Source organism: Abiotrophia sp. HMSC24B09 (assembly GCF_001815865.1).
Lineage (GTDB): Bacteria > Bacillota > Bacilli > Lactobacillales > Aerococcaceae > Abiotrophia.
On record NZ_KV822195.1, the window covers coordinates 53,740 to 67,899 of the forward strand.

The 14,160-nt window shown below is 46.5% G+C and carries 11 protein-coding genes; 8 read left to right on the forward strand and 3 right to left on the reverse strand.

Features of this window, described 5'->3' with window-relative positions:
• Window positions 1-67: 67 nt before the first annotated feature.
• The 4 genes from HMPREF3093_RS01465 (at window position 68) to HMPREF3093_RS01480 (ending at window position 4,507) form a co-directional block, all read left to right on the forward strand.
• The gene (locus tag HMPREF3093_RS01465) at window positions 68-619 is read left to right on the forward strand and encodes a nucleoside tri-diphosphate phosphatase (RefSeq protein ID WP_023391066.1); all 552 of its coding nucleotides are present in this window, start codon (window positions 68-70) and stop codon (window positions 617-619) included.
• 657 nt (window positions 620-1,276) lie between these two features.
• Window positions 1,277-3,082: a glutamine--fructose-6-phosphate transaminase (isomerizing) gene (gene glmS / locus HMPREF3093_RS01470; protein WP_035363909.1), complete on the forward strand. Its 1,806-nt coding sequence runs from the start codon at window positions 1,277-1,279 to the stop codon at window positions 3,080-3,082.
• Window positions 3,083-3,422: 340 nt separating this feature from the next.
• Entirely contained in the window at window positions 3,423-3,929 is a 507-nt protein-coding gene (locus HMPREF3093_RS01475; protein ID WP_070755260.1) for a hypothetical protein, read from the forward strand.
• 113 nt (window positions 3,930-4,042) lie between these two features.
• Window positions 4,043-4,507: a hypothetical protein gene (locus HMPREF3093_RS01480; RefSeq protein ID WP_070755261.1), complete on the forward strand. Its 465-nt coding sequence runs from the start codon at window positions 4,043-4,045 to the stop codon at window positions 4,505-4,507.
• A gap of 70 nt (window positions 4,508-4,577) precedes the next feature.
• Here HMPREF3093_RS01480 and HMPREF3093_RS01485 read toward each other — a convergent pair whose 3' ends face one another.
• Window positions 4,578-5,252, reverse strand: a complete 675-nt coding sequence (locus HMPREF3093_RS01485; RefSeq protein ID WP_373880574.1) for a YggS family pyridoxal phosphate-dependent enzyme — start codon at window positions 5,250-5,252, stop codon at window positions 4,578-4,580.
• 141 nt (window positions 5,253-5,393) lie between these two features.
• On the opposite strand from HMPREF3093_RS01485, the gene HMPREF3093_RS01490 reads away from it, so the two are divergent.
• Both HMPREF3093_RS01490 and HMPREF3093_RS01495 read left to right on the forward strand, forming a co-directional pair.
• Window positions 5,394-6,671 (forward strand): hydroxymethylglutaryl-CoA reductase, degradative, encoded by a 1,278-nt coding sequence (locus HMPREF3093_RS01490; protein WP_070755266.1) that lies wholly within the window; start codon window positions 5,394-5,396, stop codon window positions 6,669-6,671.
• Between the two features lie 90 nt (window positions 6,672-6,761).
• A complete protein-coding gene (locus HMPREF3093_RS01495) occupies window positions 6,762-7,934 on the forward strand; it encodes a hydroxymethylglutaryl-CoA synthase (RefSeq protein WP_070755268.1) in 1,173 nt (390 codons plus the stop codon).
• A gap of 50 nt (window positions 7,935-7,984) precedes the next feature.
• Here the strand turns inward: HMPREF3093_RS01495 and HMPREF3093_RS01500 are convergent, their stop codons facing one another.
• Window positions 7,985-8,233, reverse strand: a complete 249-nt coding sequence (locus HMPREF3093_RS01500) for a hypothetical protein (RefSeq protein WP_070755269.1) — start codon at window positions 8,231-8,233, stop codon at window positions 7,985-7,987.
• 207 nt (window positions 8,234-8,440) lie between these two features.
• On the opposite strand from HMPREF3093_RS01500, the gene malQ reads away from it, so the two are divergent.
• Complete coding sequence (gene malQ / locus HMPREF3093_RS01505) at window positions 8,441-10,024, forward strand: 4-alpha-glucanotransferase (RefSeq protein ID WP_070755271.1); 1,584 nt, start codon at window positions 8,441-8,443, stop codon at window positions 10,022-10,024.
• 127 nt (window positions 10,025-10,151) lie between these two features.
• Window positions 10,152-12,431 (forward strand): glycogen/starch/alpha-glucan phosphorylase, encoded by a 2,280-nt coding sequence (locus tag HMPREF3093_RS01510; RefSeq protein WP_070755273.1) that lies wholly within the window; start codon window positions 10,152-10,154, stop codon window positions 12,429-12,431.
• An 83-nt stretch (window positions 12,432-12,514) separates the two neighbouring features.
• On the opposite strand, the gene HMPREF3093_RS01515 is transcribed toward HMPREF3093_RS01510, so the two are convergent.
• Entirely contained in the window at window positions 12,515-14,011 is a 1,497-nt protein-coding gene (locus tag HMPREF3093_RS01515; protein ID WP_306806858.1) for an AcpB/EbpR/MafR family transcriptional regulator, read from the reverse strand.
• Between the last annotated feature and the right edge of the window lie 149 nt (window positions 14,012-14,160).

The following is a 14,160-nucleotide window of genomic DNA, read 5'->3' on the forward strand; positions in this document are numbered from 1 at the left end:
ATAATATCGGAGTATTGGTTAACGGTCGAAGTACCGGTTCAATTTGGAACGGAAAGTAGGTTCAGTGATGAAACAACCCAAGGAAGGCGAGTTCATCACGATTAAAAGTTATAAGCATGATGGGTCTTTGCATCGGACCTGGCGCGATACTATGGTATTGAAGACCAGCGATCAATCCATCATTGGGTGTAACGATCATACTTTAGTAACGGAATCGGACGGTCGTCGCTGGGTAACCCGGGAAGCAGCCTTGCTCTATTATCACCAGCATTTCTGGTTTAATATTGTAGCCATGATTCGCAAACGCGGCGTTACTTATTACTGTAACTTGGCTTCTCCTTATCTGATTGATAATGAGGCGCTCAAGTATATCGACTATGATTTAGATATTAAGGTATTTCCTGATGGGGAAAAGCGGCTGCTGGACTTGGACGAGTACGAGCTCCACAGCAAGCGATACCGCTATCCGGAAGAAATCGATCGTATCCTCAAATATAATATCCAAGAACTGGTCCGCTGGATCGAAGAGAAGAAAGGTCCCTTCGCACCAGAATTCGTGGATATCTGGTATGAGCGGTATTGTCAACTGACTCATCGACGTAAATCTAAGCATAACTGATTAATCGTGATGCCAATTGATTAAAGAAGAGGCTGGGAGTTTCCCAGCCTCTTCTTTTGTTTGGTATTGAGCCCCAAATCTTTCAGATTTGGGGGGCGGCCTTTGCTTGTGCTAGCCTATGAACTTACTAGCCTTGCCTATTTATAGGTTACACCTATAAATAGGGTTTGAGCGCGACTTTTTTACGGGGGAATTTGGCTAAATTTCACATAGTCAGGCCAATTTCACAAGAATGTTCGTGTTTTTAGCCGAGAAGGCTGATATAAAGGGCTTCTGTATGGAGCCCTTATGAAAAAGCCCTTATATAACAAATGTATATTTGCCTATAAATTTTGTCAGCCTTAGCTTATAAGTGCGTTCAAGCCCGGTCTAATCAGGAGTTGAGAATTTTTGACATTACAAATACTTTATAGTAAAGTATAAGGAGCTTTTAGAGAATTCAAAGTTAAGGAGGATAGTTGTAGATTAATGGATAGCGCCAGCCCTTCACATGAGAAGGGGACGAGGAGCGGGTTTATCGAATTTTCGGCGGATGACCCGGGGCCGTGCAGTCCACAAGAGAGAGCATAAAACTGGGGATGTAAATCCCAGGACAGAGACTCTGTCTAAGCACCTAAAAGCAACTTAATTTATGATAATAAAGGAGTTGTTACCCCCATGTGTGGAGTAGTAGGAATGATTGGCGCGGGCAAGGTTCAAGAAACCTTGATTACCGGCCTAGAAAAATTAGAGTATCGTGGTTATGATTCAGCAGGTATCTTTGTGCGCAACAATGAGACCGTGGGCTTCTTCAAGGAAGTAGGGCGCATTGCTCAACTCAAGGAAATTGTAGATTTCGATTTACCTGCCACTGTTGGGATTGGGCACACCCGTTGGGCTACCCACGGGCCAGCTACCCAATACAATGCTCACCCACATTTATCCGCTAGCGGCCGTTTTGCCTTAGTGCACAATGGTGTGATTGAGAACTTTGCTGACCTTAAGGCTAACTATCTGCAAGACGTCGACTTCAAGTCTGATACTGACACAGAAGTCGTAGTTCAATTGATCGAGCACTTTGCCTTAAAAGATGGCTTGTCAGGTAAGGAAGCCTTCAAGAAGGCCCTGAGCTTGATTCATGGTTCTTACGCCTTCGGTTTAATCGACAGCGAGACCCCAGATACCCTCTATGCAGCTAAGAATAAATCACCGCTCTTAGTGGGCTTAGGCCAAGGCTACAACCTGATTGCGTCAGATGCCATGGCAACCATTCATTTAACTTCTGACTACCTAGAAATCAAGGACAAGGAATTCGTAACCTTGACCCCATCTGCTGTGACCATCGAAACCTACTCAGGTCAAGTGGTAGAGCGTGCTGCCTTCAAAGCAGAATTAGACGCGGCAGATTTAGAGAAGGGCGCTTACCCTTACTACATGATCAAAGAAATCGACGAGCAACCAACCGTTATGCGTCGTCTGATTCAAGAATACCAAGGCGACAAGGACCACTTCCATGTATCTGAAGACCTTTTGGCTGCCTTAACAGAAGCGGACCGCCTCTATGTGGTAGCCTGCGGGACTAGCTATCATGCTGGTTGGGTCGGCAAGAACTTGATTGAGAAAATGGCTGGCAAACCAGTCGATGTCCTCTTGGCCAGCGAATTTGCCTATGACCTGCCAATCTTTAGCAGCAAACCGCTCTTTATCTTCTTGACCCAGTCTGGGGAAACGGCAGACAGCCGTCAGGCCTTGGTTCGTGTCAATGAGTTGGGTTACCCATCCTTGACCATTACCAACGTTAAGGGTTCTACCTTATCTCGTGAAGCAAGCCATACCCTCTTGCTGCACGCAGGACCAGAAATCGCAGTAGCCTCTACCAAGGCTTATACCGCTCAAATCGCAGTTATGGCCATCTTGGCAGACTGCCTAGCCCGACACTTAGGTAAGGAAACAGACTTCGATATGGCACATGAGCTGAGCTTAGTGGCTAGCGCTATGGAATCTATCTTGGCAGAGAAAGACCAGCTTGAAGCATGGTGTAACGCCAACTTGATGGAACCTCGCAACGCCTTCTATATCGGCCGTCTCTTGGACTACTATGTGTCCATGGAAGCTGCCCTCAAGCTCAAGGAAATTACCTATATACAGACCGAAGCCTTTGCAGCCGGTGAATTGAAGCACGGGACCATTGCCTTGATTGAGGAAGGGACGCCTGTCTTGGCCTTAATCAGTGATCCAAGCGTAGCCGCTCATACCCGCGGTAACGTGGAAGAAGTCAAGGCACGTGGCGCCCAAGCAGTTGTGATTGCAAGCCAAGAAGTAGCCAAAGAAGACGACTTCTTCGTGGTACCAAATGTAACCAAATTATTGAGCCCACTGGCGATGGTGGTCGTGACTCAATTGATTGCTTACTATACTGCCCTAGGCCGTGGCCTAGACGTGGACAAACCACGTAACTTGGCTAAGTCTGTGACAGTTGAATAAAAGATTAAAAGCTTAAAAGGTTGGGATTGTCGTCCCAGCCTTTTTCTAATGATAGGTAAAATGAGTGGCCTATTGACAGGCAAGGTAGGGAGGCGTATACTATCTGCAAGCACTTACATGAAGTTGAAGGCAGGGATAAGTAGCCTAGCCCTAGACCAAGAAATAGCCGAATAATTGAAAGAAGAGAGCGTGAAAGTAAGCCAGTGATAGAACTTGATATGACTCGTCTAGTAGGAGACCTTGCCTGTTAAAGACTCTATGTTGGTGCCTAATCGTCCTTTTAGCCAATGTCAGTCAATCTTAAGGAGAGACTGATACACAGAATGTGGAGGTGTCCGAGATGAAAGCTCTCAAACAATTTCTCATTCCTTTTCTAGCTATTTTACTTAGTTTGGTCACTTGGACCTCGGTGGCAGCCAGTCCGCGCCAAGTGGTCTTCCGCAATGATAGGTCCGACAGCAGTCTAGTAGCCATTGAAATCAAGGACACGACGGTACGACTCTATCTGCCAGAGACCTATCGCTTTAACCGCGACAGTCAGACCGACCAAGTGCTAGATGATTTTTACCAGCTGACCCAGAACCCCCAAAGGGTTTCCTTGGCTGATCCAAGTAAGAAGCAGGAGGCCAGCCAGGAAAGGCTGGACTATGTCGAGCATAGTGACCATGACCAAGACATCACACCGCGTTACTTTGAGTTTAAGAATGTGGAAATAGTAGAAGAGCCATCTTCTATTAAGGTCCTATATGGTAAGACCACGGTCACTCGTTTAGTGGCTCAAATTCTGACCGGCAAGGCCCTGGATTTACAGGGTAACCAATTTTCTATTCAAGAAGTCAAGCCATAAGACCATAGCCGACTACTAGCAATCACTTGCCAAAGTAGTCGGCTTTTTCATTGCTATTTCATAAGGCTATGCTATAATAAGATTATGGAAACGCTTAACAAGGAGGTTCTCATATGGAAAAAGTTGTGTACACGAACTATTGGGTAGACCGCTATACAGATGCCCGCAAGGAGCATGGTTCCTACCCGACAGAGGAAGAAGCCCTCAATGCTATTTACACCTGGTGGCGCATCCACAAGGAACACCATCGGGACGTCAAGGAGACGCGGACTAATACCGGGGCCTTGGAAATCACCTATGATGATGACCGTTATGTCTACCGGATTGAAAAACGCAAACTCCAAGGCAATTTGCCAAGTCGTAGCTATCAACTCTGGACCCAAGGACAAATTGATGCCCAACGTCAACAACTGCAACTGTCCGATGACGAGTTCCTCTTCGACGAGTTGGCTGAGCCTTACCGCGACCGTCTCATTGAAGTGATGGCTGATGCTAGCAAGGTACGCAACTTCTGCTATACCCAAGATGGCCGCCTAGTGGTGAAACTGTCTGACCTTAAGGCAGCCCGGCAACGTTAAAAACCAATAAAATAAGCCCCTGAAGCCATTTAGAATCTTGGCTTCAGGGGTCTTTTCTTGATAGCATAACTTAATAGCCTTCAGGCGCAAAGAGGGCACTGCCCACACGCAGGAAGCTAGCCCCTTCCTCGGTGGCGATGGTATAGTCTTGGCTCATGCCCATGCTGAGCTCTGTACAAGGAGCGTGAGGATAGCCAGCTTCTTGGACTAGGAGTTGGAGATGCTTGAGCGTCTTGAAGAAGAAGTGGAGCTCGCCTTCTAGGGCATCGGCTGGCGCCATGGTCATGAGACCCACGATTTCAATCTTGTCGTAAGGGGCAAGTTGCTCGATGGCCGCAAAGACCTGCTCGGGCTCATAGCCTGTCTTGCTCTCTTCACCCGATACATTGACCTGGAGGAAACACTTGATGGGGTGGTCGGCCCGCTTTTGAATTTCCTTGGCTAAGTCAAAGCGGTCTAGGGCATGGAGATAGTCAATTTGATTGATAAACTCCTTGACCTGGCGGGTTTGGACCCGGCCGATGAAGTGCCAGACAATGTCTGGAGCAGTTTGGGCTAGGGCGGCCTGCTTTTCTAAGAGGGCAGGATAGCGATTCTCGCCAAAATGCCTTTGGCCTAAATCATAGAGGGCTTGAATTTGGTCGGCGCCCACGGTTTTGCTGACGGCAACTAACTGTGGCTGCTTGCCTTCTGGGCTATGTTTTTGGATACGGTCTAAGACCGCCTGATAGCGATCCTGGATCAACTTCTGAGTCATGGAATATTCCTCCTACTTAATGGCTGTAGTATAGCACGCTAGCTAACTTTTTGCAAAAGTCCCGCGTTCCCAAGTGGCGCGGGACATGCTATACTAAGGAGGTAGAATACGTCTTGAGGAGGATCTAAGATGCCAGCAGATTTTGGGGGCTTCTATCAGAAAGAAATCAGCCAGCGCCGAGCCATTTTGGCGACTTATTTGGAAGAGGAAGGGCAAGCCCAAGCCCTAGAAACAGCCCTGGCCTTGCCAGAGTCAGTGGCTAACCAGTTGATTGAGAACTATGTGGGCAATTATAGTCTGCCTTTTGGCCTGGCTCCGACCTTCAAAATTAATGGTCGAGACTATGTGGTGCCCATGGCTATTGAAGAGCCTAGTGTGGTGGCTGCCGCTAGCAACGGAGGCAAACGACTAGGGAATATCCAGTCTCAGGTTTTGAGTCGCCAACTAATCGGCCAGGTTGTGCTAACCGATATTGAAGACCTGGCTAGCGGGCTTGAGCAAGTTTCGGAGCAAAAAGACCACTGGCTGGATCTAGCTCGGGCAGCCTGTCCTAGCATGGTAGCCCGTGGTGGCGGTCCTTGTGATTTATGGGCCGATAGCTACGGGGATGACCAGGGCGATTTTCTCTGTGTCTATTTGAGCCTGGATCCCTGTGACGCCATGGGCGCCAATGTCATGAATACGGTCCTAGAGGCCCTCGCGCCTGAAGTGGAAGCCAGCCTGGGTGGTCAAGCCCTCCTGCGAATTCTTTCTAATCATGGTGATAAGCTCCTAGTCAAAGCCCAGGTTAGCCTGCCTGTTTCCCAGCTTCACGCCAATCCAACGCAAGCCTTGAATCTGGCAAAACGCTTGAGTCAGGCCAGTCGTGTGGCCCAGTTGGATCCACGTCGGGCGGTGACCCATAATAAGGGCATTATGAATGGGGTAGACGCGGTCTTGCTTGCCACAGGTAATGACTGGCGAGCGGTGGAAGCTGGTGTCCACGCCCATGCGGCTCGGGATGGTCAATATCGGGGTCTCAGTCAATGGTCCCTTTCCGCTGACCAAGCCAGACTAGAAGGGGAATTAACCCTGCCCTTGTCCCTTGCGACCGTTGGCGGGACTCTAGCTGTCCATCCAACTGCCCAATTGGCCCTAGCTATCTTAGGTAAGCCCAATGCTCGTGAGCTAGCTCAAATCATTGCGGCAGTCGGCCTAGCCCAGAACTTTGCTGCCTTGAGAGCCCTAGTGACGGACGGCATTCAAAAGGGCCATATGGCCTTACAAGCCCGGTCCTTGGCCCTTCAAGTCGGTGCCAGCCTAGAGGAAGTGCCTGCCCTAGTTAAGGCCTTGCGTCAGGCCCCTGCCATGAACCGTACTTTAGCTGAGCAAGTCTTGGCCCAGTTACGCAGCCAAGAGGGAAGTTAAAAAATTTATTAAGTTAGCGCGCCTTTAAGTTAAAGGCGCCTTTTTCGTGGTACAATAAGCGTGACAAATTAGGAATATAGGTGATAAAAGATGACCGTAACTGTCGGTATAGACAAAATCGGGCTCTATGTGCCCCAATACTATATTGAAATGACTGAATTAGCTCAAGCCCGCGGCGTTGAGCCAAGTAAATACACGATTGGTATTGGCCAAGACAAGATGGCCGTGCCACCCCTAGACCAAGATGTGGTCGCGATGGCGGCCAATGCGGCAGCTAGCATCTTAGATGAGCATGACCGTTTAGCTATTGACCAAGTTATTGTCGGGACTGAATCGGCTTTTGACTATTCCAAGTCAGTAGCTAGCTACTTACACGAATTATTGGATTTACAACCCTATTGTAAGGCCTATGAAATCAAGCAAGCCTGCTACGGGGCGACAGCAGGCCTCCAGTCGGCCTGTGACTACGTTCGCCTACGACCAGACCGTAAGATCCTGGTAGTGGCAACCGACATCGCCCGCTACGGTCTCGGCACGCCAGGTGAGCCTACGCAAGGAGCTGGAGCAGTAGCCCTCCTTATCTCTGCTAATCCGCGGATTTTGGCCTTGGATAGCCAGTCTATTTCTTATACTGATAATCAATTCGATTTCTGGCGCCCATCTTATTCTGACGTGGCGCTAGTTGACGGCAAATTCTCGACTGAACTCTACCAAGATTGCTTCTGTCAGGTCATGACGTCAGCCCAACAAGCGGGTTTGTCACCTGAAAACTGGCGCAATGTGGTCTTCCACTTGCCATTTACCAAGATGGGCAAGAAGGCCCTGGATGCCTTAGCGCAAAAAGGAAGCGTGGATGCGGATCTAATTGAGCGTTGGCAGGCAGCCTATGAACCAGCAACCCGCTTGGGGCGTCAGGTGGGTAATATTTACACTGGCTCCCTCTATCTCAGCCTCCTGTCCTATTTGACGCAAGTAGAGGATTTAGTAGCAGGGGACAGTCTGGGACTCTTCTCCTATGGTTCAGGCGCGGTCGCCGAACTCTTCTCTGGGACGCTACAAGAAGGCTTTAGACAGGCCTTGGATCTGGAAGCTTTGAAGGCCCACCTGGAGCGCCGACAAGCCTTAGCAGTCCAAGACTACGAGCGGATTTTTTCTCAGCGTTTGCCACAAGAAGCGGACTATCAAGTAGCTCGCCAAAGCCAGGAAGCAGGCTTTGTCTTAGATAAAATTGACGGACACCGCCGTTACTATCGCCAATACTAAAAAGAAACTGGGACTTAGGTCCCAGTTTCTTTCTTATATAGGAAGTCAGCTTAAAGGCTGTCCAAGCTAAAATGGAGGCTACCGTCTGGATTAAGCAAGACAGGGACACCCACTCTTGCGCCATCTTTAACAGCTTGAAACTCTGGTCGGCTATCACGTAAGTGGAGAAAGGCCTTGAGTTCCCGCATGGAATTCGTAATATTGACTGCATCATAGCGGATACCACGAGCTTCAAGTCCAGCTACAAAAGGTTGGGTATAGGGGCATTTGTCACTAAAAAATAGGGTAGGTTGGCTCATAAATTAATCCTCCTCTAATAAATGATCTTTAGGGTTATTGTAAGCCCTCTAATCCTAGGAAACAAGGGATTTGCTTGTAAGGTTTGAAACCAGTTCTAATGACTGATATTCTGATACCGAGAACATCAGGCAAAGGCATTGCACTTGCATACCGTTTGCGTATAATTAGAGTTGTCAAAAAAGAAAATATGCAAAGGAGGTTTGGGTATGCAACGTACGAGTGGCGTACTCCTTCATATATCATCTCTCCCATCTAAGTTTGGGATTGGGTCTTTCGGGCAATCAGCCTATGATTTTGTCGATTTCCTGGCAAAAACAGGCCAACAATACTGGCAAATTTTGCCTCTAGGGACCACGTCTTATGGAGACTCCCCTTATCAATCATTCTCTGCCTTTGCCGGCAACACTCACTTCATCGACTTGGATCTCCTAGTTGAAGCAGGCTGGCTGACAGAAGCTGATTATGCTGGGGTAGACTTCGGTGACCATCCAGAATATGTGGACTATGCCAAGGTCTATACAGAACGTCGTCCAATCTTGGAGAAGGCAGTCGCTAACTTCTTGGCTAAAGCTGACAAGAAGGACTACCAACAATTCTTGGCGGACAACTATGAATGGTTGGAGCCTTACTGTGAATACATGGCGATCAAGGAGCACTATGATCTTAAGCCATGGTTCCAATGGGATCCAAAAGCTACCTTGCGCGATGAAGCGACTATCGTTCATTTGCGTCAACAATTAGCGGATGTGTTGACCTACCACCGGGTAGTGCAATACTTCTTCAACATCCAGTGGCAAGCACTTAAGAAATATGCCAATGCTCAACACATTGAGATTATTGGGGACATGCCAATCTATGTTGCAGCGGATAGTGTTGAAATGTGGATGACCCCACATTACTTCAAGACATCTAAAGATCACCAACCAAGCGTTGTTGCTGGTTGCCCACCAGATGCCTTTACCGCTGACGGCCAACTCTGGGGTAACCCAATCTATAACTGGGAGGCTATGAAGGCTGACGGTTATGCTTGGTGGGTTACTCGCCTTAAGGAAAGCTTCAAGCTCTACGATGTGGTTCGGATTGACCACTTCCGTGGCTTCGAGTCCTACTGGGAAATTCCATTTGGCGACACCACTGCTATCAATGGTGAATGGGTCAAAGGTCCAGGTAGCGACCTCTTCCGTGCTATTCGCAAGGAACTAGGCGACGTGAAGATTATTGCTGAAGATTTAGGCTTCATGACTCAGGAAGTAATTGATATGCGGGATGAAACCGGCTTCCCAGGTATGAAGATTATGCAATTTGGTTTTGGCGGAGGGGATTCAGTTGATTTACCTCACAATTACGTTTATAATTCTGTATGTTATGTGGGAACCCACGATAACGAAACAGGTTTAGGCTGGTTCCAAGACTCAGCTGATGAGGCATCACGTGAATTCTTCAATGCCTACATGAGACGTGGGGAAGATGAAACAGTTTCTCATGCCCTCAACCGCGGGATTGCTGCTGCTGTCAGCAAGATGGCAATCTACACCATGCAAGATTTGTTGAACTTAGGTAACGAAGCGCGTATGAACGTGCCATCTACCTTAGGTAACAACTGGAAATGGCGTATGAAGTCAGATGCTCTGACTGACCAATTAGCGGAAGAATTATTGGAGTTGACAACTACCTACTGCCGTTTGAATCCTGCCTTCAAGGCAGCAAGTGAAAAGGCTGAAGTAGCGGAAGAGACTAAGTCAACTAAGACTACTGAAGTTAAAAAGGCCAAAAAGCCTACAACTAAGTAATACCAAGCAAGACCCGTAAATAAATGTGGCCGGTGTTAGGAGATTTCTTCTAACACCTCTTGCTTGCCTACCTGTTAATCAGAAAGATCATTGAGGCTTACGGCCTAATCAAAATAAGGAGTTAAACATGACTATTTTAGAAAACTATACTAACAAGCTTTTCAATAAATCAATTGATGCTTGTAACGATGCAGAACTTTACAAAGCCCTTTTAGATATTACGCGTGACAAATCTCGCGAATTACCAACTCACGATGACAAGAAAAAACTCTACTACTTCTCTGCAGAGTTCTTAATCGGGAAGCTCTTGAGCAACAACCTCTTGAACTTAGGTATCTACGATGAAGTGAACGCTGAGTTACAAGCTCACGGCAAATCTATCATGGATATCGAACAAGCTGAAAATGAACCTTCCTTAGGTAACGGGGGCTTGGGTCGTTTGGCTGCCTGCTTCGTTGACTCTATCACCAAATTAGGGATCAACGGGGACGGGGTTGGTTTGAACTACCACTTCGGGCTCTTCCGTCAAGTATTCAAAGACAACCAACAAACGACTATTCCAGATGCTTGGTTGACTGGCGATGACTGGACTATCAAAAGCAAGAAGGCTTATACTGTTCCTTTCCGCAAGTTCTCCTTGCATTCTACCCTTTATGATATCGACGTATTAGGTTACAAACAAACTAAGCGTAACCGTCTCCGTCTCTTCGACTTAGATAGCGTGACTTCTGACATTATTGAAGATGGTATTTCCTTCGACAAACACGACATCGAGAAGAACTTGACCCTCTTCCTCTACCCAGATGACTCTGATCACGCAGGTGAAGTATTACGTATTTACCAACAATACTTCATGGTATCTAACGGGGCTCAATTGATCTTGGAAGAAGCAGTCGCTAAGGGCAGCAACTTACACGACTTGGCAGACTACGCAGTTATCCAAATTAACGATACTCACCCAGCCTTGGTTATCCCAGAAATGATTCGTCTCTTAGGCGAACGCGGGATTGAGTTCGATGAAGCAGTAGAAATCGTTCGTTCTATGACTGCCTTCACTAACCACACAATCTTGGCTGAAGCCTTAGAAAAATGGCCTGTATCCTTCTTGGAAGAAGTAATTCCTAACGTGATGGCGATTATCCGTAACTTGGATGCTCGTATTAAAGCACAATTCCCAGATAACGACGCAGTACAAATCATCGACCAATTTGACCGTGTTCACATGGCTCACTTGTCAATCCACTACGGCTTCTCTGTAAACGGGGTTGCAGCTCTGCATACAGACATCTTGAAGAAGTCAGAATTACATGCCTTCTACGAAATCTACCCAGAGAAATTCAACAACAAGACCAACGGGATTACCTTCCGTCGTTGGATCATGGACGCTAACAAGGAATTGTCTGACTACATTGACTCCTTGATTGGCCGTCAATGGCACCACACTGCTGAATTAGAAGGCTTACTCAACTATGTCAATGATCAAGCGGTCTTAGATAAGTTAGAGTCTATCAAGTTCAACAACAAGCTCCACCTCAAACACTACCTCAAGGAAGTGCAAGGCGTAGACATTAACGAGCACTCTATTTTTGACATCCAAATCAAGCGTATGCACGAGTACAAACGTCAACAAATGAACGCTCTTTACGTGATTAACAAGTACTTAGATATTAAAGCCGGCAACATTCCAGCAACCCCATTGACTGTTTTCTTCGGTGGGAAGGCTGCACCAGCTTATACAATCGCGCAAGATGTCATTCACTTAATCTTGACCTTATCTGAGGTAATTGCCAATGATCCAGAAGTAAGCCCACACTTACAATTGGTAATGATTGAAAACTATAACGTGGAACGTGCTCAATACTTGATTCCAGCATGTAACATTTCTGAGCAAATCTCCTTGGCTTCTAAGGAAGCAAGTGGTACTGGTAACATGAAGTTCATGTTGAACGGGGCCTTGACCTTAGGGACTGAAGATGGGGCTAACGTGGAAATCCACGAATTAGTTGGTGATGACAATATCTACATCTTCGGTAAGCACAGTGATGAAATCATCAAGCTCTACGAAACTCAAGGTTATGTAGCGCGTGACTACTACGAGCATGACGCGATTCGCCCATTAGTTGACTTCATCGTGAGCGATAAGATGTTAGCAGCAGGGAACGAAGAACGCCTCAACCGTCTACATCATGAATTAATCAGCAAAGACTGGTTCATGACCTTAATTGACTTGGAAGAATACATCCAAGTTAAGGGAAAAATGTTGGCTGACTACGAAAACCGTACTGAATGGAACAAGAAAGCCTTGATTAACATTGCTAAGGCAGGCTTCTTCTCATCTGACCGGACCATCGCAGAATACAACCGCGATATCTGGCACTTGAAAGAAAACCGTGTAGAAATCGACTAATCGATTAATTAGAAAGCTGGGTTTATCCCAGCTTTCTTTTATATAACAAAATAGCCGGAGGACTTATGTCTTCCGGCTATTTATTAACTTTCTTGAGGGCACTGAGCAAGCTCAGTGCCAATATTATTCAGTCGTTCGATTAGGGCCTCAATGGAAATCGCATTAATGTTGATAAATAATTTAGATTGTAATTGCGGAATAGGCACATTACTGAGGATGACATCATACTCAGTACGTATAATCTCGTGGACATTTTGATAGAGGACCTGGGGTGCATGAAATTCTAGTTGCTGGGAACAAGAACAAGTCAAGAGGTCTCGAATCATCAAGGAATGAGAGGAATTAATGCTGCTGAAGATACCCACTCTAATCTTCTTCTGACATGTCATAAGCTGAGGGATTAATTCTGACCAAGTTGAGAAGATGGTATAGATTAAGTATCGGATAATTTCAGGATTTGTATGCAGCTTATTTGCTTGTCTGTATTGAATAACAGCTTTCTCAATATAACCGTAAAAGTCTGGAAAATCATCATAGAGATGACTCATCCATGTAGCGCGGCGTCGGAAAATTTGTGATTTAGCGAATACCTCGTAACATTCGACGGAGGACGCGTTATGGAAGAGGATGGTGAGAACTTCTGGATTGCTAATTTTGAGATCGAAATGTTGACGGATATCCTCAATCATTTGTTGGGCCTGAATCAGCGAAGTGTGGATTGTGGCATATAAACGAGAGGCCACGAGCATATCTTCAAAATTATAGAAAAAATCTTCACGCAAGAATGGGTAGAGAAGGTTAGACAGCACGATATCTCCCAAAGGCTCTCCCACATAGTCCGATAAGGATCGAACGAATTCTTGGTCCGCTTTTTGCGCCAAGGCTTGGGCAAAACGACTTGAGAGATTAGTTTTGTGAAGGGGGAGGTCCCATTTGAAGTGGTGACGCTTGATGTTGATAATGGTTGCGCGCTTAATTAGATAGTAGAGGGAGAAATCTAATGGCCGGTTAAGAATCTTGATGAAGGTGGCCACGAATTTATCTACATGTGATTCTTTGATATCTTCAAAAGGCCAAGTAGTTGATGGATAGCGCTCTGCAAAGTACTGACCAAAGAAGAAGCGAATCTCATTCTCATTACCTGTGATGGCCAGCGGTTTGGTAGATACCTGAATATTATAGAGGCCATTAAACCAACGGTTAATACGGCGGATGGTACGGTAGAAGGTAGGGTAACTCATGAAAAAGTGCTCGAGGACCTCTTCCATTTCAGTTTGGGGGTGGAAGAAGAGGTATTCTAAAACTTGGAAGTGGACAGAGTTAGCCAGGTAGAATTGGTAGGCTAGGTTGATGTCGACTGTGAAGCGATTGACCATTTTAGCGCCATCAGGCTGGACTGAAATCTCATACTGTGGCAGATTACTGGCGATTTGCTGGAGGTCTTCCTTCAAGATACGGGTAGAACAGTCGAGGGTCTCAGCCAGATGGTCTAATGGCAGGGCGTTATCGGAAGCGTGGAGGATATTTAATAACTGAAGTTGACGCTTGTGCGTCTTGGAAAGTAACTTTTCGATAATGATGGCCCCCTTAAAATTTGTACTGACGAATTCTTACTAATTATATCATAAAAATGTTTGCTTGCGGAAAAAAGATGACCCGAAACCACGAAAAAAACAGGCCAATTTGGTAGCTTCTAAGCATACAAAAACACCTCCCAAAAGGGAGGTGT

Coding starts and splice junctions, on each gene's coding strand:
- HMPREF3093_RS01495 (WP_070755268.1), top strand. CDS start 6,762: ATGACCGTAACTGTCGGTATAGACAAAATCGGGCTCTATGTGCCCCAA.
- malQ (WP_070755271.1), top strand. CDS start 8,441: ATGCAACGTACGAGTGGCGTACTCCTTCATATATCATCTCTCCCATCT.
- HMPREF3093_RS01500 (WP_070755269.1), bottom strand. CDS start 8,233: ATGAGCCAACCTACCCTATTTTTTAGTGACAAATGCCCCTATACCCAA.
- HMPREF3093_RS01490 (WP_070755266.1), top strand. CDS start 5,394: ATGCCAGCAGATTTTGGGGGCTTCTATCAGAAAGAAATCAGCCAGCGC.
- HMPREF3093_RS01480 (WP_070755261.1), top strand. CDS start 4,043: ATGGAAAAAGTTGTGTACACGAACTATTGGGTAGACCGCTATACAGAT.
- HMPREF3093_RS01465 (WP_023391066.1), top strand. CDS start 68: ATGAAACAACCCAAGGAAGGCGAGTTCATCACGATTAAAAGTTATAAG.
- HMPREF3093_RS01475 (WP_070755260.1), top strand. CDS start 3,423: ATGAAAGCTCTCAAACAATTTCTCATTCCTTTTCTAGCTATTTTACTT.
- HMPREF3093_RS01510 (WP_070755273.1), top strand. CDS start 10,152: ATGACTATTTTAGAAAACTATACTAACAAGCTTTTCAATAAATCAATT.
- glmS (WP_035363909.1), top strand. CDS start 1,277: ATGTGTGGAGTAGTAGGAATGATTGGCGCGGGCAAGGTTCAAGAAACC.